19 protein-coding genes and 1 pseudogene are annotated in these 22,663 nt (G+C 66.3%); 14 read left to right on the top strand and 6 right to left on the bottom strand.

All coding sequences use genetic code 11. From position 1 onward, the window contains the following. Positions 1-863: hypothetical protein (locus MSIMFI_RS17455; RefSeq protein WP_191498404.1), on the top strand; the 863-nt coding region annotated here is incomplete at its 5' end. A 5-nt stretch (positions 864-868) separates the two neighbouring features. On the opposite strand, the gene MSIMFI_RS29330 is transcribed toward MSIMFI_RS17455, so the two are convergent. The 4 genes from MSIMFI_RS29330 to MSIMFI_RS17435 all read right to left on the bottom strand — a co-directional run bounded on the left by MSIMFI_RS29330 (position 869) and on the right by MSIMFI_RS17435 (position 4,907). Further along, positions 869-2,401 carry a PE family protein gene (locus MSIMFI_RS29330; RefSeq protein ID WP_318187411.1) on the bottom strand — a complete coding sequence of 511 codons (1,533 nt, stop codon included), beginning with the start codon at positions 2,399-2,401 and terminating at the stop codon, positions 869-871. 90 nt (positions 2,402-2,491) lie between these two features. After that, positions 2,492-3,586 carry a quinone-dependent dihydroorotate dehydrogenase gene (locus MSIMFI_RS17445; RefSeq protein WP_191498583.1) on the bottom strand — a complete coding sequence of 365 codons (1,095 nt, stop codon included), beginning with the start codon at positions 3,584-3,586 and terminating at the stop codon, positions 2,492-2,494. A gap of 2 nt (positions 3,587-3,588) precedes the next feature. Further along, positions 3,589-3,852 (bottom strand): DUF5703 family protein, encoded by a 264-nt coding sequence (locus tag MSIMFI_RS17440; protein WP_186243585.1) that lies wholly within the window; start codon positions 3,850-3,852, stop codon positions 3,589-3,591. Continuing rightward, on the bottom strand, positions 3,849-4,907 hold the full coding sequence (locus MSIMFI_RS17435) for a YncE family protein (protein ID WP_191498403.1): 1,059 nt from the start codon (positions 4,905-4,907) through the stop codon (positions 3,849-3,851). Before MSIMFI_RS17435 ends, MSIMFI_RS17440 begins: the two co-directional genes overlap by 4 nt. Positions 4,908-5,016: 109 nt before the next feature. Between MSIMFI_RS17435 and MSIMFI_RS17430 the strand changes: the two genes are divergently transcribed. From MSIMFI_RS17430 to MSIMFI_RS17385, 10 genes are all read left to right on the top strand, one after another. Further along, positions 5,017-5,319 carry a hypothetical protein gene (locus tag MSIMFI_RS17430; protein ID WP_191498402.1) on the top strand — a complete coding sequence of 101 codons (303 nt, stop codon included), beginning with the start codon at positions 5,017-5,019 and terminating at the stop codon, positions 5,317-5,319. Positions 5,320-5,448: 129 nt separating this feature from the next. Beyond that, the gene (locus tag MSIMFI_RS17425; RefSeq protein WP_186245823.1) at positions 5,449-6,279 is read left to right on the top strand and encodes an undecaprenyl-diphosphate phosphatase; all 831 of its coding nucleotides are present in this window, start codon (positions 5,449-5,451) and stop codon (positions 6,277-6,279) included. Next, positions 6,276-6,986, top strand: coding sequence for a histidine phosphatase family protein (locus MSIMFI_RS17420; RefSeq protein WP_191498401.1), 711 nt, complete (start codon positions 6,276-6,278; stop codon positions 6,984-6,986). Before MSIMFI_RS17425 ends, MSIMFI_RS17420 begins: the two co-directional genes overlap by 4 nt. A gap of 67 nt (positions 6,987-7,053) precedes the next feature. After that, positions 7,054-7,641: a DUF3090 domain-containing protein gene (locus MSIMFI_RS17415; protein ID WP_186243581.1), complete on the top strand. Its 588-nt coding sequence runs from the start codon at positions 7,054-7,056 to the stop codon at positions 7,639-7,641. Continuing rightward, on the top strand, positions 7,625-8,440 hold the full coding sequence (locus MSIMFI_RS17410; protein WP_191498400.1) for an SCO1664 family protein: 816 nt from the start codon (positions 7,625-7,627) through the stop codon (positions 8,438-8,440). Before MSIMFI_RS17415 ends, MSIMFI_RS17410 begins: the two co-directional genes overlap by 17 nt. Before the next feature lie 31 nt (positions 8,441-8,471). Continuing rightward, positions 8,472-9,239, top strand: a complete 768-nt coding sequence (locus tag MSIMFI_RS17405) for a 3'(2'),5'-bisphosphate nucleotidase CysQ (RefSeq protein WP_191498399.1) — start codon at positions 8,472-8,474, stop codon at positions 9,237-9,239. Between the two features lie 95 nt (positions 9,240-9,334). Beyond that, a complete protein-coding gene (gene mshC / locus MSIMFI_RS17400; RefSeq protein WP_191498398.1) occupies positions 9,335-10,579 on the top strand; it encodes a cysteine--1-D-myo-inosityl 2-amino-2-deoxy-alpha-D-glucopyranoside ligase in 1,245 nt (414 codons plus the stop codon). Positions 10,580-10,603: 24 nt separating this feature from the next. Then, positions 10,604-11,482, top strand: a complete 879-nt coding sequence (locus tag MSIMFI_RS17395) for an SDR family oxidoreductase (protein WP_191498397.1) — start codon at positions 10,604-10,606, stop codon at positions 11,480-11,482. Between the two features lie 6 nt (positions 11,483-11,488). Then, positions 11,489-12,715: an FAD-dependent monooxygenase gene (locus MSIMFI_RS17390; RefSeq protein WP_191498396.1), complete on the top strand. Its 1,227-nt coding sequence runs from the start codon at positions 11,489-11,491 to the stop codon at positions 12,713-12,715. Between the two features lie 190 nt (positions 12,716-12,905). Then, a complete protein-coding gene (locus MSIMFI_RS17385) occupies positions 12,906-14,393 on the top strand; it encodes a PE family protein (RefSeq protein ID WP_191498395.1) in 1,488 nt (495 codons plus the stop codon). Positions 14,394-14,400: 7 nt separating this feature from the next. Here the strand turns inward: MSIMFI_RS17385 and MSIMFI_RS17380 are convergent. Further along, positions 14,401-15,249: pseudogene (locus MSIMFI_RS17380) on the bottom strand (PAC2 family protein); the annotation flags it as partial. 620 nt (positions 15,250-15,869) lie between these two features. Here MSIMFI_RS17380 and metH point away from each other — a divergent pair. Continuing rightward, positions 15,870-19,655 (top strand): methionine synthase, encoded by a 3,786-nt coding sequence (gene metH, locus MSIMFI_RS17375; RefSeq protein ID WP_191498394.1) that lies wholly within the window; start codon positions 15,870-15,872, stop codon positions 19,653-19,655. Between the two features lie 262 nt (positions 19,656-19,917). On the opposite strand, the gene MSIMFI_RS17370 is transcribed toward metH, so the two are convergent. Beyond that, positions 19,918-21,342 (bottom strand): PPE family protein, encoded by a 1,425-nt coding sequence (locus MSIMFI_RS17370; RefSeq protein ID WP_224770301.1) that lies wholly within the window; start codon positions 21,340-21,342, stop codon positions 19,918-19,920. Positions 21,343-21,463: 121 nt separating this feature from the next. On the opposite strand from MSIMFI_RS17370, the gene MSIMFI_RS17365 reads away from it, so the two are divergent. Both MSIMFI_RS17365 and hisG read left to right on the top strand, forming a co-directional pair. Next, positions 21,464-21,745, top strand: a complete 282-nt coding sequence (locus MSIMFI_RS17365) for a phosphoribosyl-ATP diphosphatase (RefSeq protein WP_191498393.1) — start codon at positions 21,464-21,466, stop codon at positions 21,743-21,745. A gap of 2 nt (positions 21,746-21,747) precedes the next feature. Further along, positions 21,748-22,605, top strand: a complete 858-nt coding sequence (gene hisG, locus MSIMFI_RS17360) for an ATP phosphoribosyltransferase (protein ID WP_191498581.1) — start codon at positions 21,748-21,750, stop codon at positions 22,603-22,605. The last annotated feature ends 58 nt before the right edge of the window (positions 22,606-22,663 follow it).

The following is a 22,663-nucleotide window of genomic DNA, read 5'->3' as shown; positions in this document are numbered from 1 at the left end:
GCGCTGGCGGCCCCGGACCCGACGGCGGTGCGGCCGGGGCGATCGGCACCGGCGGCAAAGGCGGAGCCGGCGGCGACGGCGGCAACGGTGGCACCGGGCAAGCCGGCACCTCGGGAACTGCGCCTACCGCCGGCCGCCAGGGCGGTGGTGGCGGCGCCGGCGGCCGGGGCGGTGATGGTGGTGCGGGCATCGGCGGGGCCGGCGGTGGCGAAGGCGGCACGGGTGGCGCCGGTGGCAGGGGTGGTGACGGTGGCGAGGGCGGCAGATTTACCGGCACCAAAAACAGCGGCGAAGGTGCCGCAGGCGGCGTCGGTGGCGCAGGCGGCGCCGCCGGGGCCGGCGGGGTCGGCGGAGACGGCAACGGCGACGGCGGTACCGGTGGCCAAGGCGGCTCGGGGGGCAAAGGCGGGACAGGCGGTAACGGCAACGGGAGCGGCAGTGGCGGGATCGGCGGAGCCGGCGGGACGGCTGGTGCCGCCGGTATGGGCGGGGCCGGTGGCGGCAACACCGGCAACGGCGGCGACGGCGGAATCGGCGGAGCCGGCGGTGGTGGTGGCACCGGGGGCAAGGGGGGCGAGGCCAGCGGAGGTACCAACGGCGGTGCCGGTGGAAAAGGAGGCGCCGGGGCAGTCGGTGCCACCGGTGGGTCCGGCGGCACCTCGGTGTTGGGCACTGGTGGAACCGGTGGAACCGGTGGAACCGGCGGAAACGGCGGCACCGGCGGCGACGGCGACAACGGTTTCGGCAACGTCGGTACCAGCGGCGGCATCGGAAGCGCCGGCAGCGCTGGCCTCGGCGGTACCGGAGGCGCCGGCGGTGCCGGCGGCACCGCGGGCACCGGCGGCGCCGGGGGGCCCGCGTGATCCGACTAGTTCGGTGAGATTGCCGAAGCGACCTGCAGGGGTATGTAGGTCAGCAGCTGAGGAACGAGGCCGCCAAACTCCGTTTCGCCGAAGCTCACGGGGCTCTGGATGGGGATGGTGATAGGCCCAGCTGGAATGAGTATCGTCGCCGAAATCGGTTGCGGCTGAGCCAGAATCCCGTAGAAGGGTAAGTGGACCACGATCGGTGTATTGGCGCCGATGGTGGGGAGTGGCGGGGGGAGCACCACCGTCTCGGTCACCGGGATCGTTAGGTCGACGACGGTTTCACCGTTGAGGAAGCCGTCTGCCACATAGGCGGGCATGCCGAGGAGTGCGCCCACCGCGCCTACTCCGTCGCCGGCTTGCAGTGCCGTCCCGAACGCCGTCATGCCGGTGGCCAACCCGTCCAGGGTGGCGATCGGCGGACCGATCAGCGCAAAGCCCAATGAGGGCATGGCCACGCCGACCGCGTCGAACAGGTTCTGCACCATCTGGCGGGGGACGGAGCCCGGGGGCGACAGGTTGATCAGGTCCTGCTGCCGCTGTGCCGCAACATCCATCATGGGGAGTAGCTCGCCGGCCGGGCCGTGGATGATGACTTCCTGCCCGTTGCGCAGCTCGACTCCGTCGAGGAACAGACGTATCAACGCGCGCGGCACGCCGTGCACGGCGCCGTGGTAGTCGCCCGTCAGCGCCGATTGGCCGATCGTCCCCAGATCGGACTGAAAGCCCGGGAGATTGGCCTGAAGCTCTCGAGCCCCGTTCGCCAGTGACGTGTTGACAATGTGGTCGTAGGCGGCTTGTTTGGCGATATATGCCTGCGTCGCAGCGACCGGGTCGTAGGTCGCTGCGTACTGGACGGCGGCCTGCAACCTGGCCGGAAGGTTCTGGATGGTGTTTGCTATGTCCGTGGCGATTAGCTGCGCGTAACCCTGCTGGTTACTGATGACCTGCTGCAGCACCGGGAAGGGGTGGGCGGCCCAATTGCCGAGGATGGTTTGCAGATTGGCATTGGTATGGGCGAAGAGAGCTTGATATGGGCCAACGACAGGGGCTGGGGCGCCGGTCTGGTTGGGGCCGAATAGTCCCGGCAGGATTGAGCCGGGGTTGCCGCCAATAAGCGAGGAAATGACCGACCCGATCTGCTGACCGGCGCCATTGAAGATCCCCGAGGGCGCTCCGCCGGTGATCGGGCTTAGCCCGCTCGGACCCGTCGGGATCAAGCCGCCGAGAAGCTGGTCGGTGGCGGCCGCGGCGTTCGGAACGTTGGCGATCTCGGTGTTGAGATATGCCGTCGCGCCACCCTTCAACAACCTGACAAATTCGTCATGAAACGTCGCAGCCTGGGCGCTCAAAGCTTGAAACTGCTTGCCGTAGCTGCCGAACAGTTGGGAGAGAGCCACCGACACTTCATCGGCGGCCGCAGCCTCAACGCTAGTTGTAGGGCCCGCCGCCGCCGCAGTGGCTTCGGCCAGCGTCGAGCCCACACCCACTAAGTTTCCGGCCGCGCTGGTCAGTGCCTCCGGCGCGGTGATCACAAACGATATGGCGACGACCCCCTCGGCTCACCACTACCCACGAACGTGATCATGCTCCCAAAAGAGGCGCCGACACGGGCGCGAATCCAGCTATTGAGTCCTGCCATGGGCCGAACCCACCGCCTCACCCAGTGAGGCGAACCCGCCCTCATGCAACCGGTGGGCGATGCCGTCGTGAATGTTCTTGGCCCACAAGCCCCCGCCGTAAACGAAGCCGGTATAGCCCTGCAGCAATGAGGCTCCCGCGGTGATGCGCTCCCAGGCGTCGTCCGCGGTTTCGATACCGCCCACGCTGATCAGCACCAACCGATCACCGACCCGGTCATACAACCGGCGCAACACCTCGACCGCGCGTCGCGCCACCGGCGGGCCCGAGATACCACCGGCGCCCAGCTTGTCGACCCCGAGCGTGCTCAGTCCGGCACGCGACACCGTGGTGTTGGTTGCCACGATGCCAGCCAGACCCAGCTCGAGCGCCAGATCGGCGATGTCATCGATGTCGGAATCGGAGAGGTCCGGCGCGATCTTCACCAGCACCGGCGTCTTGCTAGCTGCGGTCTCGGCGAGGACGGCCTCAAGGATCGGCCGCAGCGACTCGACTGCCTGCAGATCTCGCAAGCCCGGCGTGTTGGGCGAGCTGACATTGACCACCAGATACGACGCCAGCGGTCCGACCAGCCGGGCGCTGGCGCGGTAATCGTCGACGGCCCCGGCGGCCGGGGTCGTCTTGGTCTTGCCGATGTTCACCCCGATCGGTATGTCGGGACTGTGCCGTGCGAGCCGGACGGCCAGTTCGCCGGCGCCGTGGTTGTTAAACCCCATCCGGTTCAGCAACGCGCGGTCGGCGGGCAGCCGAAACATCCGCGGAGCCGCGTTGCCGGGCTGCGGGTGGGCGGTGACAGTGCCGATTTCGGCGTAGCCGAAACCCAGTGCCCCCCAGGTGGATAGCCCGATGCCGTCCTTGTCGAATCCGGCCGCCAGCCCAAGCGGTCCCGGGAACCGCACCCCGAACACCGTGCTGGCCAGCACCGGATCCGTCGGGCCGAGCCGCCGCCGCAACAATCGGCGCACCCAAGCGATGGCGGTGACGTCGCGAAGGACGGCAAAAACCAATTTGTGAACACGCTCGGGCGGAATCAGAAACAGCAGTCGTCGCAGCAGCCCGTACCATCGGTGCTGGCCCAACGTCACAGCCCCGGTTGGTCAGGCAAGCGGTTATTGGAACGAGATTTCTTGCGGCGCAACAACACCCGCCTGCTGCCGTCGGTGTAGAGCCGCACCCGGGTCAGCTCCCAGCCGCGATACTCGGCCTCGATGGACAGTCGGGTGGACGCGCTGATCCTGGTCACTTCCGGCGGCAGGCGTAACGGCGCCCACTCGTATTCGTCGGACATGTCGGTGTCCCAACCCGCGGGCAACCGAGCCCGCCGCGGCGCGGGCCCGTTTTTCATGGGCGACCCGCCGCATGCTCGATGACCTGGACCCCAGCACCGGACCCCGACACCACGTACAAGGTGTCCGACGCTTCGTCAAAGGCCAGCGAGTTGGGTTGCTGCACAGTTGGGTAACGCACCTTTTCCACGGGTATTCCGGTGCTCAGATCGTAACCAATGACGATGTTCGACGCCGTTTGGGACACCCAGGCAAACTCCCGCGAGCCAGCCAAACCGTACGGGGCGCCCCGCACCGGGTAAGCCTGGCGCAGGATCAGCGGGTCGACCCCGTACACCAGCAGCTGGCCGCCACGCGTGTCGGCTACCAGGACCCGACCCAGGGGATCGGCGGTCAGCGTGGTTGCTCCCTCGCCGGCACGCAGGGCCTGCTCCGCATGACCGTCGGCGCCGATGGTCGTCACCGAAGTCTGGCCACGATCCAGCACCACTGTCGTATTTCCTTGTGCCACAAGGGCATCGACGCGTGCAAAGATCTTTATCCGGTTGGCTACCGAATCGGGCCTCGATTCGGAGGCGCCCAGCGTGTACACCGCGCCGTCGGCGCTGCCCAACATCAGCTTCCCGTCGGCGCGGCGCGCGATTGCGGTGTATTCGACGTTCGGGGTGCCGGCGACATTCACCTGTGTGACGTGTCCGGAGACCAGGTCGACTGTGAAATAGCCTCCGCGGGATGACAGATAGGCGATGCCGCGGCCGTCGCAGGTCAACGCCGTCGCAGGACCAGGTAGGACGATGGCACGCGGTGGAAGCTGTTCGTGACCGAACAGGCTGATGCTGGCCGGCCCCGCCGGGTTGGCCCCGGGGTCGAGCACCACCAACTGCCGACTACTGCCGTCGAAGAGCGCCGCCTGCGGGTGGCCGACCAGCGGCTGCACTGCGCCGGCCGGATTCTGCGACACGGGCGGTGACACGGCGGGCTGTGCAGGTTGCACAGTCGGAGGGGAATTATTTAGATAATTTGCCCTACACCCCACAACGAGCCCCGCCAAGGACAGCAAAAGCAATAATCCACAAACCTGCCGGTGAACTGCCTGTTTATTTGGCCTTAGCAACGCGTTAGCCCTCGAAAGTGGAACATCGGATCAAATTCTAAGGAACGTTGTGAACCCAATCTCGCCATGTTGCCCTCGCCAAGACGTACCGGCGAGGTATTCTCGCGGCATGACCGTCACCGCAGACCGGCATACTGCAGACAATGAGTTTGCTGTCGAGGACATGTCGACGGGGATTTTCGCCAGCGGGTACGGACAAGTCGGTGATGGACGCAGTTTTTCCTTCCACATTTCGCACGGATCACTCATTGTCGAAATTTACCGGCCGCGGCTGGCGGGGCCGGTTCCGCAGGCCGAAGATGTCGTCGCGAAGGCAGTGCGCAGCCTGGTCGACATCGACCTCACCGACGAGCGCAGCCTAGCCGCCGCGGTACGGGATTCAGTCGCGCGCGCCGAACCGGTATCTCGCTAGTTGTGATCGCAAGCCCGGCCGTGGCGATCGCAAGCGCGGGCGCAGCGGGTCGCCACCATCTGGACTAGTCACACTGAGTGGCGGCCGTCCTCATTAGGTACGGTCGTCGTCGTGTCTGCGGTTTCGGCGATGTCCTGGTGGCAAGTCATCGATTTGGCCGTGCTGCAAGGTTTAACCGAGTTCCTGCCCGTGTCCTCATCGGGACACCTGGCGATCGTGTCGCGGGTTTTCTTCAACCGCGACGCCGGCGCCTCGTTCACCGCGGTCACCCAATTGGGCACTGAAGCCGCAGTACTGCTCTATTTCGCACGCGATATCGTGCGGATCCTCAAGGCATGGTTTAACGGCCTGGTCGTCACGTCCCATCGCGACGCCGACTATCGGCTCGGTTGGTACGTCATCATCGGGACTATCCCAATCTGCGTCTTGGGCCTGTTGTTCAAAGACGAGATCCGCTCGGGTGTGCGCAACCTATGGGTGGTGGCGACGGCGCTGGTGGTGTTTTCGGGGGTGATTGCCCTGGCCGAGCATCTGGGTCGGCAGATCCGGGACATCGAGCACCTGAACTGGCGAGATGCCGTGGTGGTGGGCGTCGCCCAGTGCCTAGCGTTGGTGCCTGGGGTCTCGCGATCGGGGGCGACGATCAGCGCCGGACTGTTCGTCGGACTCGAACGCGAGCTGGCTGCCCGATTCGGCTTCCTGCTGGCCATACCTGCGGTCTTCGCATCCGGGTTGTTCTCGCTGCCGGACGCGTTTCACCCGGTAACCGAGGGGATGAGCGCAACGGGTCCGCAGCTATTGGCGGCGACCCTGATCGCGTTTGTCATAGGCCTCGCCGCGGTGGCGTGGTTCCTGCGGTTTCTGGTCCGGCACAACATGTATTGGTTCGTGGGCTACCGACTAGCCGCCGGGACGGGTGTGTTGGTCCTGCTGGCGACCGGGACGGTGTGTGCGACGTGACCGTCCTCCTGCTACGCCATGGCCGATCCACCTCGAATACGGCCGGGATCCTGGCCGGTCGCTCCGAGGGCGTCGACCTCGACGACAAGGGGCGCGCGCAGGCGACCGGCCTGATCGATCGGATCGGCACCTTGCCGATCCGGGCGGTGGTGAGTTCGCCGCTGCTGCGGTGCCGTCGCACCGTCGAACCCCTGGCCGACGCGCTGTGTCTGGCGCCCGTCATCGAGGACCGGCTCGCCGAAGTCGACTACGGCGAGTGGACCGGTCGCAAAATGGGCGACTTGGTCAATGAGCCGTTGTGGAAGGTCGTGCAGGCACATCCGAGTGCGGCGGTGTTTCCCGGCGGGGAGGGCCTGGCGCAGGTGCAGACGCGTGCGGTGGCCGCCGTGCGCGACCACGACCGGCGGCTGGCCGATCAGCATAGTGGCGACGTGCTCTGGCTGGCGTGTACTCACGGCGACGTGATCAAGGCGCTGATTGCCGACGCGTACGGCATGCATCTGGACGGCTTTCAGCGAGTGACCGCCGACCCTGGCTCGATAAGCGTGATCCGCTACACCCAGCTGCGGCCGTTCGTCGTGCACGTCAACCACACCGGGCCGCGACTATCGGCTGGCTTGGCGGCCGCGCCGCCGCAGCAGGAAAAGGGACAGGAAAAGGCTCAGGTGCCGTCCAGCGACGCCGTCGTTGGAGGCTCGACCGACTAGCGGGGCCGAACGCGCTATCTGCGATCGATCGCACAGCGACGGCAACTGCCGGTATTTTGGAGGTGCAATGGCCCGCGCAATTCATGTATTCCGCACACCCGACCGCTTCGTGGCCGGGACCGTTGGCCAGCCTGGAAACCGCACGTTCTATATCCAAGCGGTGCACGACTCCCGGGTGGTGTCCGTGGTCTTGGAGAAGCAGCAAGTCGCGGTGCTCGCTGAACGCATCGGAGCGCTGCTGCTCGAGGTCCATCGCCGGTTCGGCACCCCGGTTCCGCCCGAGCCCACCGAGGTTGACGATCTCAACCCGCTGATCATGCCGGTGGATGCCGAATTCCGGGTCGGGACAATGGGACTGGGCTGGGATTCAGAAGCGCAGACGGTGGTGGTCGAACTGCTGGCGGTCACCGACGCGGAATTCGATGCCTCCGTGGTACTCGACGACACGGAGGAGGGGCCCGACGCGGTGCGGGTGTTTCTGACGCCGGAGTCGGCGCGCCAATTCGCTACCCGGTCCAACCGCGTCATCTCGGCTGGGCGTCCACCGTGTCCGCTGTGCGATGAACCGCTGGACCCTGAGGGACACATCTGCGCACGCGCCAACGGATACCGGCGCGAGGCGCTGCTCGGGTCCAACGATGATCCCGAGGAATGACCACCGTGAGGCGTTGCGCGACGGCGCGGTGACGGTTCTCGGACGCATTCGCTCGGCGAGCAACTCCACCTTTCTGTGCGAGTCGACGTTGGGTGACACCAGCGTGCACTGCGTATACAAGCCGGTCTCCGGTGAGCAGCCGTTGTGGGATTTTCCCGACGGGACATTGGCCGGCCGTGAACTCAGCGCCTACCTGGTGTCGACGCAGTTGGGTTGGAATATTGTGCCCTACACCGTCATTCGCGACGGACCCGCGGGGTCGGGGATGCTACAGCTGTGGGTGCAGCAGCCCGGTGACGCTATCGATTCCGATCCCCGGCCCGGGCCCGACCTGGTGGACCTGTTTCCCGTCGGCAAGCCGCAGCCGGGCTATCTGCCGGTTCTGCGCGCCTATGACTACGCCGGCGACGAGGTGATCCTGATGCATGCCGACGACATTCGGCTGCGCCGGATGGCGGTGTTCGACGTGCTCGTCAACAACGCCGACCGCAAGGGCGGCCACGTCCTGCATGGTCTCGACGGGCATGTCTACGGCGTAGACCACGGCGTGTGTCTGCATGTCCAGGACAAACTGCGCACAGTGCTGTGGGGTTGGGCGGGTAAGCCGATCGACGACGAAACCCTTGAGGCGGTTGCCGGGCTGGCCGACGCGCTTTGTGGCCCGCTCGCCGAAGAGCTCGCCGGGCAGATCACCAGTGCTGAAATCGCCGCGCTGCGCCAGCGCGCGCATGCGCTGCTGGACAATCCAGTGATGCCCGGACCGAACCGACACCGTCCGATACCCTGGCCGGCCTTCTAAGCCGAGCTCTGCCGTCCGCGATACTGAAGCGGTGACTGACGCCGCGCTGGCCGCCGACCTCGCTGCCGACGCAGGAAAGCTGCTGCTGCAAGTGCGCGATGAGGTCGGGTTCGGGCAGCCATGGGCGCTCGGCGATGCGGGTGATTTCCACGCAAACGAGCTGATCCTGCGACGGCTCCGGGCCGAGCGGCCCAACGATGCGGTGCTAAGTGAGGAAGCCCACGACGATCTGGCTCGGCTGCAGTCCGACCGGGTGTGGATCATCGACCCGCTGGACGGCACTCGGGAGTTCTCCACGCCCGGACGCGACGACTGGGCAGTACATATTGCGCTCTGGCAGCGTCCCACCGACGGGCGGCCGGAGATTACTGACGCCGCGGTGGCGTTGCCGGCCCGCGGAAACATGATTTACCGCAGTGACACCGTGACCGCCAACGCCGCCCGGGTCGGTGTTCCCGGCACGCTGCGGATTGCCGTCAGCGCCACCCGGCCACCTGCGGTGCTGCACCGCATTCGGCAGAAGCTAGCCATCCAACCGGTCGCCATCGGTTCAGCCGGTGCCAAAGCCATGGCCTTGATCGATGGTCATGTTGACGCCTACCTGCACGCCGGCGGTCAATGGGAATGGGACTCGGCGGCGCCGGCGGGTGTGGTGCTTGCCGCGGGCATGCATGCGTCGCGTCTGGACGGCTCGCCGCTGCGCTACAACCAGTATGACCCCTACCTGCCCGACTTCGTGATGTGTCGTGCCGAGCTAGCTCCGATCCTGCTCGACGCTATCCGGCGGGCCTGGAGCTAGATGTTGCGTCCAGACCGTCCAGACTGCGCTCACCGCTGCCGATTGGGCCTTGGACAGGCGCTTAGCGCAGGCTCGGCGCCATTAAAGTCGACGGCATGAAGTCGTGGCCCCCCGTACCGGTCCCCGCGCTACCGGGACGCGGTCCTGAGCTACGGCTGTACGACACCGCCGATCGGCAGGTGCGCCCGGTGACTCCCGGTAGCAAAGCCACCATGTACGTCTGCGGCATTACCCCCTACGACGCCACCCATCTGGGCCACGCCGCCACCTACCTGGCGTTCGATCTGATACATCGGATATGGCTGGACCTCGGTCACGACGTGCTCTACGTGCAGAACGTCACCGATGTCGACGATCCGTTGTTCGAGCGCGCCGATCGCGACGGCGTCGACTGGCGCGACCTCGCCGAGCGCGAGGTCGAGCTCTTTCGCGACGACATGCACGCGCTGCGGGTATTGCCGCCCCACGAGTACATCGCAGCCACCGACGCGGTTGCCGAAATGGTCGAGCTGATCGAGAAGATGCTCGCCTCCGGGGCGGCCTACGTGATCGATCCGGAAATAGGGGGGCACCAGGACATCTACTACCGGGCTGACGCAACGCTGCAGTTCGGCTACGAGTCGGGCTATGACCGCGACACCATGCTGCGGCTGTTCGAGCAGCGCGGTGGGGACCCGCGTCGGCCCGGCAAAACCGACGAGTTGGACGCTCTGCTATGGCGCTCAGCGCGGCCCGGGGAGCCCACCTGGCCGTCGCCGTTCGGGCCTGGCCGGCCGGGCTGGCACGTCGAATGCGCCGCGATCGCGCTCAGCCGTATCGGCAGCGGCCTGGACATCCAGGGTGGCGGCAGCGACCTGATCTTTCCGCATCACGAGTTCACCGCTGCGCATGCCGAATGTGTCAGCGGCGAAAGGAGATTCGCGCGCCACTACGTGCACGCCGGGATGATCGGCTGGGCCGGGCACAAGATGTCCAAGAGCCGCGGCAATCTGGTGTTGGTATCAGGCCTGCGCGCTCAGGGGGTTGAACCTGCGGCGGTCCGGCTTGGTCTGCTTGCCGGGCACTACCGTATGGATCGCCTTTGGAGCCAGGAGGTCCTCGACGAGGCGACCGCCAGGCTGCAACGCTGGCGTACCGCGACCGCACTGCCCGCGGGCCCGGACGCCGCCGACGCTATTGCCCGGGTTCGCCGCTACCTCGCCGATGATCTCGACACGCCCAAAGCGATTGCCGCACTGGATGGTTGGACCACCGATGCGCTCGAGTACGGCGGCCACGACGCCCAGGCGCCAAAGTTGCTGGCAACCGCAATCGATGCCTTGCTCGGGGTGGTCCTGTAAGCGCACGGTGGTACGTTTTCGGCCATGACATCGCTGCAAGACAAGGTCGTCTTCATCACGGGTGCTGCCAGGGGAATCGGGGCTGAGGTCGCGCGCCGACTGCACAATAAAGGCGCCAAACTCGTGCTGATCGATCTCGGCAGGGCAGAGCTGGCCACGATTAACGCCGAACTCGATGGCGATGACCGCCTGCTGACCGTGGTTGCCGACGTACGCGACTTGCCTGCCATGCAGTCCGCGGCCGATCAAGCCGTCGAAAAGTTCGGCGGCATCGATGTTGTCGTGGCCAATGCCGGAATCGCCAGCTACGGCTCCGTGCTGCAGGTCGAGCCCGAGGCATTCAAGCGCGTGTTGGATGTCAACGTGCTTGGTGTCTTTCACACCGTGCGGGCCACCCTACCGGCGGTGATCGAGCGTCGTGGCTATGTCCTCGTCGTCTCGTCGTTGGCGGCATACACGGCGTGTCCCGGCCTGGCGCCGTACAACGCAACCAAGGCCGCAGTCGAAATCTTCGCCAACGCCCTGCGATTGGAGGTCGCCCACCGCGGTGTCAGCGTCGGCTCGGCCCACATGTCCTGGATCGACACCGCCCTGGTTCGCGACACCAGGGCTGACTTGCCGGCGTTCAGCGAACTCCTGACCCGACTGCCCTGGCCGTTGAACAAGACCACGTCGGTGAACAAGTGCGCGGTGGCTTTCGTCAAGGGCATCGAGGGCCGCAAGTCGCGCGTGTACTGCCCGAGTTGGGTGGGCGGGGCCCGTTGGGTAAAGCCGGTGCTGTCACTCCGGATCGGTGAACTGCCCGTCCGCAAAGCCGCCGCCGAGCTAGTGCCCCGCCTGGACGCCGAGGTCGCCGCGCTCGGCCGTTCCGCCAGCGCCTACAACGAGACCTTGGAGAGCTAATAGCCCGTGAAAGTGGCTATTTGCGGAGCCGGAATCGCCGGTCTTGCCGTGGCGGAACGAATGTCGGCGCTCGGCGCGGAGGTGGTGGTCCTGGACCGCTCATCCACTCCCAGGGCGCACGGCCACATGATCGATTTTTTCGGTTCCGGATACGAGGCTGCCGAGGCGATCGGGGTCCTGCCTGCAATTCAGGAGGTCGCATACCGCATCGACGCAGCCAGCCTTGTCGACGAGCACGGTCGCCGACGAGTCGGTCTGCCCTACGGGGAGATGGCGAAGGCACTGGACGGGCGGCTGTGCAGCGTCATGCGACCCGACCTGGAAAAGGTGTTGCGGGACAACCTTCCCCGGAATGTGGACCTGCGCATTGGTAGATCGCTGTCCAAGGTGTCGCACCGAGATGATGGGGTGACGGTGACGCTGGACGACGGAGCGGAGCTTGATGCCGATCTCTTGGTCGGCGCCGACGGCATTCACTCGACCGTGCGGGAGTTGGTATTCGGTGCCGAGTCGCAGTATCTGCGCTACCTCGGGTTCCATTGCGCCGCCTTTGTGTTCGACGCACCCGACGTCGGTGAGACTACGCGGGATCGGTTCGTCCTCACCGACACTGCCGACCGCCAGATGGGCTTCTATATGTTGCAAGACAACAGGATTGCGGTGTTCGCCGTGCATCGCACGTCCGATCCGAAGCTGCCACACGACACCCGCGCCGCCATCCGGGATAAATATGCGGGCATGGGATGGTTGGTGCCCGAGGCGTTGCGGCGATGCCCCAGATCGGAGGAGATCTACTACGACCAGGTCGCGCAGATCGAGATGCCGCGCTGGAGCAAGAACCGGGTGATACTGATTGGCGACGCCTGCTCGGCGGTGTCGCTGTTCGCTGGGCAGGGCGCTTCACTGGCGGTTGCTGGCGCTTATGTGCTCGCCGAACAGCTACGCAGAACGTCGTCAGTGGACCGTGCGTTGGACTTCTACGAGCGGCTTTGGCGTCCGGTGGTCGAGGAGAAACAGAGGGGCGGTCGCGATTCCGCCGGCTGGTTCTTGCCGGCATCGTCGTCGCAGCTCCGGCTCCGACGTGCCGCGCTGCGGTTGGCGTGGCTTCCCATAGTCAGCCGGCGCATCAGTGCCCGGTTGGTCGGCGAACCCACCGCCGTGATCGCGACGCTGCGTCCGGGTGGCGAGGATTCCGACAGCTCGCCAACGGCTGCCGAGGACTCGGTGCCTTGATGAGAAACGGTTCGGCTGCACAGCGCAAACGCCTTCGCCGCCTGGGTATTACACGATAGCCCGCTACGGCCCAAGGTGAACGCCAAAGTCGCCGCGTGTGGTCGTCGTACGGCGTACGATCTGCGTGTTGCCGCCTGGCTCGATAATTCACCGGGTGATGGCCGGGTGGCCGTGATTGAGCGGAGGCAACATGTCCTTTGTGATCGCGACACCGTCGGTGCTCGCCGTGGCGGCCTCAGATTTGACGGGAATCGGTTCGGCGATCACCGCGGCCAACTCGGCCGCGGCGGCCTCGACGACAGGCCTGGCGGCAGCCGCCGCAGATGAAGTATCGGCGACCATTGCGGCTCTGCTCGGTGGTCATGCACAGGCCTATCAGGCGATCAGCGCGCAGGCGGCGGCGTATCACGAACAGTTTGTGCAGGCATTGACCGCCGGCGGCGGACTATATGCGGCGACCGAGGCTGCCGCCGCCACGCCGATGCAAGAGGCGCTCAACCTGATAAACGCGCCCACCCAGCTGCTGTTGGGCCGCCCGTTGATCGGCGACGGCACCAACGGTGGGCCCGGGCGGGCCGGCGGGGCCGGCGGGCTGTTGTTCGGCAACGGCGGCAACGGCGGCGCGGGCGCGCCTGGCCAGGCGGGCGGCATCGGCGGCAGCGCCGGATTGTTCGGCAACGGCGGGGCCGGCGGCGCAGGTGGGGCCGGCGGGGCCGGCGGCAACGGCGGCACCGGCGGCTTGTTGTTCGGCAATGGCGGCCCAGGAGGGCAAGGCGGGTCTGCTGTGGCGGGCATCAATGGGGGCATCGCAGGGCACGGCGGTAACGGCGGCAGCGCCATCGTGTTCGGTAGCGGCGGAAGCGGTGGGCATGGCGGCATTGGCGTCACCGGGGCAGATGGGGTCAACCCGACCGTCAGCGCTAACGCGGCGGCGCCTGGCGTAGTGGGCGTTGGCGACGTCGAGGATGGAAATGCCACCGGTGGTCTAGGGGGAGCTGGTGCTACCGGACTAACCGGCGCCACCGGAGGCACCGGCGGGCAAGGCGGGTCCGCCGTCTCGCAAGTATCAGGCAATGCCACGAGCGGTGCTGGCGGTGAGGGTGGCCTTGGGGGTAACGGCGGCACGGGCGGGGAGGGTGGTGTCGCGACAGCCACTTCTGGCAGCGCTTTCGGTGGCGACGGTGGTAGGGGCGGTGACGCCGCGGCCGCCGGCGGTGCGGGGGGCACAGGCGGACGAGGCGGGGTCGCCCAGGCCCCCGGCAATGGCGCCGTGGCCGGTGATGGCGGTACTGGTGGCAACGGCAACTTCAGTGACGTGCACGGCGGCGTCGGTGGCGTCGGCGGTGCCGGTGGCGCCGGCGGTCACGGCGGGCTGCTGATCGGCAATGGTGGCGCCGGTGGCAATGGCGGCGTTGGTGGCGCCGGAGGTGCCGGCGCCCCCGGCGGCGTAGGCGGCGACGGCGGAATGGGTGGCAGCGGCGTGGCGGTCGGCGGTTTCGCCGTCGGTGGCGACGGTGGTACCGGAGGTAACGGCAACAGCGGTGCGTTCGGTGGCGTCGGCGGCATTGGGGGTCAGGGTGGCGCTGGCGGGGCCGGGGGGATGCCGGTCCTGTCTCTTTTACACATCCTCCGGGCCACGGGGAAGGGGGAAAAGTCGTTTGGCGGGCTCTGCTTGTAAAAAAAAGGCGCCGCCGCAGATAGCGTTCGAACTCCGCGGCTAGCGCGTCGCCGTCGATCTTGCCGAGAGCGTCGTTGACGTCAAGCTCCGCGTCGCCGTGTTGCTCGAGCGCCTGCACGTAATCAGCCAATTCCTCGTCTTCGGCGGTCATCTCGGTAATCTCGCGCTCCCATGCTTCGGCCTGCGCGGGCAGATCGCCCAGCGGCACCTCGATATCCAGCACGTCCTCGACTCTGTGCAGCAGCGCCACCGTCGCCTTCGGGTTCGGTGGCTGCGACACGTAGTGCGGTACCGCCGCCCAGAACGTCACCGCCGGGATGCCGGCCGCCACACAGGCGTATTGAAACACTCCGGCGATCCCGGTCGGGCCCTCGTAGCGGGTTTCCTCCAAGCCGAACAGCCGTGCCGACTCGGATGAGTAAGCCGCCCCGGTGACCGGCACCGGCCGCGTATGGGGGGTATCGGCCAGCAGTGCCCCCAGGATCACGACGGTGTCGACATTGAGTTTGTCGATGATGGCCAGTAGTTCATCGCAAAAGGTGCGCCAACGCATGTTCGGCTCCACCCCATACATCAGCACGACGTCGCGGTCGCTACCGGGCGGTCGGCAGTGTGAGATCCGCATCGCCGGCCACGCCAGCTCCCGAGTAACCCCATCGACTTGCCGGATGACCGGACGATTCACCTGGTAGTCGTAGTAAGCCTCGTCGTCGATCGCGACGATCGGGGCCGCATTCCATGAGGCAGCCAAGTGCGCCACCGCATCGCTGGCCGCGTCGCCGGCATCGTTCCAGCCCTCGAATGCCGCGACGACGACGGTGTTGTGCAGCTCCGGCAGCGTTTCGCTACCCTCCAGCCCACCGTCTAGCCCACCCTCTGGCCCCCCATCTGGCAGAGTCACCTAGCCAGCCTACGACCTTGCGGGCCGGCGACGATGCGGACACTGTCCTGTGGCAGATGCGGCCCCTGTGACTGCACGATCGCTGTTAGAGCGCTGTCAACGACTGAGGAAATTCCATAGGCCGACTATTCTTGCCATGTGACCGTGTCCTTTTGCCCGCCGTTTTCTAAAGCCAACGAACACTCCGACGACACCGATGTGCTCGACGTTTTGGCGCGGCGTCCGGCGGTGGGCTTACGTTTTTGTGGTGCTATGGGGGCGCAGCTACAAGTCGCCGATCTGAGCCTCGATGATGTCGCCAACCGGCGCCGACGCGGCCGAGACGAAATACGTTCGGCCGCAATCGGGTTAACCCCAACAACTACGACATTGCCGCCAAGATCCGCGAGCTGGCGCTCAAAAGGCACCGCGATCGCACAGCGGGTCAGGTCGAGCTGGGCGTCCAGACGTCGGGTGACGACGTAGACTTTTCTGGTCGAGAGGCGTTGCAACGGTTATTGGGGGGACCCGGTCCCTGCCGGTATCCGCCACGCTCGGCAGATTCAAGGACGCCTTCCGCTACGGAAGGATTGCATGTGAACGTGCCCGAGCCCAATATCGCTGAGCCGAAATTCAGCCCCGAGCCGAACATCCGACCCGACTGCACCGACGAACTGACGGCAGCTCTCGGACAGCGGATCATGGTGATCGACGGCGCGATGGGCACGGCGATCCAGCGGGACCGGCCGGACGAGGCCGGCTACCGCGGCGACCGGTTCACGGAGTGGCCGACCGCTCTGCAGGGCAACAACGACCTGCTCACCCTGACGCAGCCGCACATCATCGAGGGGATCCACCGCGAGTATCTCGAGGCGGGCGCCGACATCCTGGAGACCAACACGTTCAACGCGAACGCGATCTCGCTCTCCGACTACGAGATGGCCGACCTGACCTACGAGCTGAACTACGCCGGCGCCGCCCTGGCCCGCAGGGCAGCCGACGAGTTCAGCACCCCGGAGAAGCCCCGTTACGTCGCCGGCGCCATCGGACCGACGACTCGCACCGCGTCGATCTCGCCGGACGTCAACGACCCCGGCGCCCGCAACGTCTCCTACGACCAGCTGGTCGCCGCCTACCTCGAGGCTGCCAACGGCCTGGTCGACGGCGGTGCCGACCTGCTGATCATCGAGACGATCTTCGACTCGCTGAACGCCAAGGCGGCGGTGTTCGCGGTCGAGACGCTGTTCGAGGACCGCGGACGCCGGTGGCCGGTGATCATCTCGGGCACCATCACCGACGCTTCCGGGCGAACGTTGTCCGGTCAGGTCACCGAAGCGTTCTGGAACTCGATCAGGCACGCCAAGCCGATTGCGGTCGGCCTGAACTGCGCCCTGGGCGCGCCGGAGATGAGGCCCTACATCGCCGAGATGGCGCGGATCGCGGACACCTTCGTCTCCTGCTACCCGAACGCCGGCCTGCCCAACGCCTTCGGCGAGTACGACGAGACCCCGGAGCGCCAGGCCGGCTACATCGCCGACTTCGCCGACGCCGGCCTGGTCAACCTGGTCGGTGGCTGCTGCGGAACGGCGCCGCCGCACATCGCGGAGATCGCCAAGGTCGTCGAGGGGAAAGCGCCGCGCAAGCTGCCCGAGATCCCGGTGGCCACCCGGCTCTCGGGTCTGGAGCCGCTCAACATCACCGACGACTCCCTGTTCGTGAACATCGGTGAGCGCACCAACATCACCGGCTCCGCCCGGTTCCGCAACCTGATCAAGGCCGAGGACTACGACACCGCGCTGTCGGTCGCCCTGCAGCAGGTCGAGGTCGGTGCGCAGGTCATCGACATCAACATGGACGAGGGCATGATCGACGGCGTCGCCGCGATGGACCGGTTCACCAAGCTGATCGCGGCCGAGCCGGACATCAGCCGGGTTCCGGTGATGATCGACTCCTCCAAGTGGGAGGTCATCGAGGCAGGCCTGAAGAACGTGCAGGGCAAGCCGATCGTCAACTCGATCTCCATGAAGGAGGGCGAGGAGAAGTTCATCCGCGAGGCGCGGTTGTGCCGCAAGTACGGCGCCGCCGTCGTCGTGATGGCGTTCGACGAGCAGGGTCAGGCCGACAACCTGGAGCGCCGCAAACAGATCTGCGGGCGCGCCTACCGGATCCTGACCGAAGAGGTCGGCTTCCCGCCCGAGGACATCATCTTCGACCCGAACTGCTTTGCGCTGGCGACCGGTATCGAGGAGCACGCCACCTACGGGATCGACTTCATCGAGGCCTGCGCCTGGATCAAGGAGAACCTGCCCGGGGTGCACATCTCCGGCGGCATCTCCAACGTGTCGTTCTCGTTCCGGGGCAACAACCCCGTCCGCGAGGCGATCCACGCGGTCTTCCTGTACCACGCCATCAAGGCCGGCCTGGACATGGGCATCGTTACCGCCGGTGCGCTGGTGCCCTACGACTCGATCGACGCCGAGCTGCGGGACCGGATCGAGGACGTCGTCCTGAACCGCCGCGAGGATGCAGCCGAACGGCTGCTCGAGATCGCCGAACGGTTCAACAAATCGGACAAAACCGAGGATCCGAAGGCGGCCGAGTGGCGCAACCAACCGGTGCGCGAGCGGATCACGCACGCCCTGGTCAAGGGGATCGACGCCCACGTCGACGCCGACACCGAGGAACTGCGGGCCGAGATCGCCGCCGCGGGTGGTCGCCCGATCGAGGTGATCGAGGGCCCGCTGATGGATGGCATGAATGTCGTCGGCGACCTGTTCGGCTCGGGAAAGATGTTCCTGCCCCAGGTCGTGAAGTCGGCCCGGGTGATGAAGAAGGCTGTCGCATACCTGCTGCCGTTCATCGAGGCGGAGAAGGCTGAGAACACGGCGTCCGGCACATCCAAGTCCAAGGACACCAACGGCACGATCGTGATGGCGACCGTGAAGGGCGACGTCCACGACATCGGCAAGAACATCGTCGGGGTCGTCCTGCAGTGCAACAACTTTGAAGTGATCGACCTCGGTGTGATGGTGCCCGCGGAGAAGATCCTGGCCGCGGCGCAGGAGCACGACGCCGACATCATCGGCCTGTCCGGCCTGATCACCCCGTCGCTGGACGAGATGGTCAACTTCGCCGTCGAGATGGAACGCGAGGGGCTGGAGATCCCGCTGCTGATCGGTGGTGCGACCACCTCCCGCGCGCACACGGCCGTGAAGGTGGCGCCACGCCGCAGCGGTCCGGTGGTCTGGGTCAAAGACGCGTCCCGCTCGGTGCCGGTCGCCGCCGCGCTGCTCGACGACAAGCAGCGTCCAGCCCTGTTGGAGGCCACCGAGAAGGACTACGCGTCGCTGCGCGAACGGCACGCCCAGAAGAACGAGCGGCCGATGCTGACGCTGGAGAAGGCTCGCGCGAACCGGACGCCGATCGACTGGGAGGGCTACACGCCGCCGGTGCCCGCCCAGGGCGTCGGCGTGCGCGAATTTCATGACTACGACCTCGCCGAGCTGCGCGAGTACATCGACTGGCAGCCATTCTTCAACGCCTGGGAGATGAAGGGCAGGTTCCCCGACATCCTCAACAACCCGGCCACGGGCGAGGCTGCCCGCAAGCTCTACGACGACGCCCAGGAGATGCTCGACACCCTGATCAAGGAGAAGTGGCTCACTGCTAACGGGGTGATCGGGTTCTTCCCGGCGAACGCGGTCGGCTCGGGTATTGAAGACATCGAGGTCTACACCGACGAGACCCGTACCGAGGTGCTGACCACGTTGCACAACCTGCGCCAGCAGGGCGAGCACCGAGACGGCATTCCGAACCGGTCGCTGGGCGACTACATCGCCCCCCGAGAAACGGGGCACCGGGACTACATCGGCGCCTTCGCCGTCACCTCTGGGCTGGGCAGTCAGGAAAAGATCGCGGAGTTCAAGGCGGCCCTCGACGACTACAGCGCGATCCTGCTGGAGTCGGTGGCCGACCGGCTGGCGGAGGCTTTCGCCGAACGGATGCACGAACGGGTCCGCAAGGAATTCTGGGGCTACCAGCCGGAGGAGCAGCTGGACAACGAGGCACTCATCGGTGAGAAGTACGTGGGCATTCGCCCGGCGCCCGGCTACCCGGCCTGCCCCGAGCACACCGAGAAGATGACGCTCTGGAAGTTGATGGACGTCCGGGAGCGCACCGGCATCGAGCTGACCGAATCGATGGCGATGTGGCCCGGCGCCGCGGTCAGCGGCTGGTACTTCTCGCACCCGCAGTCGCAGTACTTCGTGGTCGGCCGGATGGCCCAAGACCAGGTCGCCGATTACGCGAAGCGCAAGGGCTGGACGCTGGCCGAAGCCGAGCGCTGGCTCGCCCCCAACCTCGGGTACAACCCGGAGGACTGAGCCTTACGTTGGTCGAGTTCGCGCTGGCCTCTGAGACGGTTTCGTGGCGACATCGTGCTTGACGATCGAGGACTCCAACACCGGCCCGTGTTCGTCGACGGTCGCGAGCGCACGGTGTCGTCGAACTTGAAGCAGTGCTCCTTGAGCTGCACCACCCGCACATCGCGCCCTTCTGCGGTTGTCAGATCCCTGCCAGTCCGGGCAGCGCCGACGGTCGACCGACGCGTTCGTCGTACACCACCCCGAGGCAATGCTTCAACGTCTAGCCGCTCCAGGTGTTCGGCAGCATCGGCTCTGCCGGGGCATCGTCAAATTTGCCACGGCTGAGGCGAGTGAAGCCTTTCGCTTGTGCCGCCGTCGATTTCGGAATTGTGTCGGAGAACCCGAGCGGCCCCGAGCCACGGTCACCGGCGGAGATCGGCTCGGCGGTCGGCGCGGCCGGGATCGTCATGGGGGTATCGACTTCGAGGAATTCATAACGGTGCTGCCGCAGCCGCCCGCGCCCTCTCGCGACTTTCTTCGCACTCGCCAGGGCGGCCTCGGCCGGGACTTTCGCTGCGGGTGCGGCGGCATCCGCGGCGGCAGCGACGAGTGATTTCGTTCGGGCACTGGGAGTGAACCCCTCGCCGTCGGGACCGCCGACTGCGTAAAACCCTTGGGCTGCACTCCATCCGAGCGCCGAATGAGACGCCGGTGCCGGCGACGTGGTCGGCGCCGGAGCGGGTGCTGCTGCGGCAGCGGAGCTGACGCCCGCCAGCGTGGCGCCGGTCGCCGCCGGCCACAGATGCTGGCCGGACCCATCGGAGTGCACACCAGCGACCACCGGCACCGCTTCTTGCGGTAACGCATCGAACCCGGCAATTCCGGCCAGGCCGATGAGCCCGGCCGGCAATCCAAAAGGACTCAGCGCTGGGGTGAACGGCCCGAAGTAAATCATCGGGTCCAGGAACAGGTAGGCCATGAATTTGAACACCGGGCCGGACACGAAGGAGATGAACCAGTCCAACGCCTGAACGACGAACTGGCCAAGCGGCCCCGACAGGGTCTCGGCGGCGAGGTTGCGAAGGAACGTCAGGAAATCCTGGAGGGCCTGAAGAATGATCTTCACCGGGTCGGGAAAGCTGCTGGCTGCCGGGGCGGCCTCGGCGGTGACAATCGCCGGCGCCCGCGACGTCGTGGGGGTCGCCGCCACGCTGTCCTGGGCGACGGCTTGATAGACGCTCATTGTGATGGCGGCCTGGATCCACATCCGCAGGTAGTCGGCCTCATTGAGAGCGATGGGGATGGCGTTGATACCGAAAAAGTTGGTGGCCACTAGAGCGCCATGCACGGCGTGGTTAGTCGCGAGTTCCGCGAGCGTCGGCATGCTCGCCAAGGCGGACGCATAACCCGCGGCGGCCGTCTCGTGTGCAGCGGCTGCTGCCATGGCCACCGCGGCGGCCTGGTTCAACCAGTAGAGGAACGGCTGATGGGCCGCCACGAACTGGTCGGCGGTCGAGCCCTCCCACGCGCTGGCCTGAACCGCAGCGAGAACGCTTGCGAGTTCCGTTGCAATGTCGGTGTATTGGACGGCGAGGGCGTGCCAAGCCTCCGCCGCGGCCAGCAGCGGACCGGGGCCGGCGCCGGTGGACAACAGCGTTGAATGCACCTCCGGCGGAAGCGCGAACCACATCGGCATGGCTACCATCGGCTGCTCCCTTGGACATGAGGAAAATAACGAGGGTAGGCTAGCCTACATTAGGCTATCCTAAGTAAGCGTCCTTTCGGTGTGGGCCCGGCTAAACCGCCGTGACTTTGCTCGCCGGCACATGGAACAATCGCTGGCCGTGAAGACCTTCGAGGATCTGTTCGTCGAACTCGGCGACCGCGCCCGCACGCGGCCGGCCGGCAGCGCGACGGTCGCAGCCCTGGACGCCGGGATACATACGCTGGGCAAGAAGATCTTGGAGGAGGCCGGGGAGGTGTGGCTGGCCGCCGAACACGAGCCCAATGAAGCGCTGGCCGAGGAGATCAGCCAGTTGCTCTACTGGACTCAGGTATTGATGATTTCGCGTGGACTGTCCCTCGACGACGTGTACCGAAAGTTATGAGCATGTTGCGGGTGGCGGTACCCAACAAGGGTGCGCTCAGCGAACCGGCCACCGAGATCCTCGCGGAGGCCGGCTACCGGCGCCGAACCGATCCCAAGGACCTGACCGTCATTGATCCCGTCAACAATGTCGAGTTCTTCTTCTTGCGGCCCAAAGACATTGCCATCTATGTCGGTTCCGGCGAGCTCGACTTCGGGATCACTGGCCGGGATCTGGCGCTGGATTCTGGTTCGCCGGTGCGCGAACGATTGGCGCTGGGTTTCGGGTCGTCCAGCTTTCGTTACGCCGGCCCGGCCGGGCAGCGCTGGACGACGGCCGACCTCGCCGGAAAACGGATCGCCACCGCGTATCCAAACCTTGTCCGAAAAGACTTGGACAGCAAGGGAATTCCAGCAACCGTGATCAGACTCGATGGCGCCGTGGAGATTTCGGTACAACTCGGGGTGGCCGATGCCATCGCCGACGTGGTGGGCTCCGGTCGCACGCTGAGCATGCATGATCTGGTGGCCTTTGGTGAGCCACTGTGTGATTCGGAGGCGGTGCTGATCGAGCGTCTCGACGAAGACCACAACGACAACGCCATCGCGGCGCGCGATCAACTGGTCGCCCGGGTACAGGGCGTGGTGTTCGGCCAGCAGTATCTGATGCTCGACTACGACTGCCCGCGCTCGGTCCTGGACCAGGCCACGTCGATCACGCCGGGATTGGAGTCACCGACCATTGCGCCGTTGGCCGACCCGGACTGGGTCGCAATCCGCGCGCTGGTGCCGCGCCGTGGCGTCAACGGCGTCATGGACGAACTCGCTGCTATCGGGGCCAAAGCGATCCTGGCTTCCGACATCAGGTTCTGCCGATTTTGAACATGTGGCGAGGCGGTCGCTGTGTTAGCGTCCCGCTAGGGCCGTTCCCGTGGCTGTT

This window comes from Mycobacterium simulans, assembly GCF_900232995.1.
GTDB classification, from domain to species: domain Bacteria; phylum Actinomycetota; class Actinomycetes; order Mycobacteriales; family Mycobacteriaceae; genus Mycobacterium; species Mycobacterium simulans.
The sequence above is the reverse complement of the archived record's forward strand: the minus strand, read 5'-3'. Positions and strand labels throughout refer to the sequence as shown.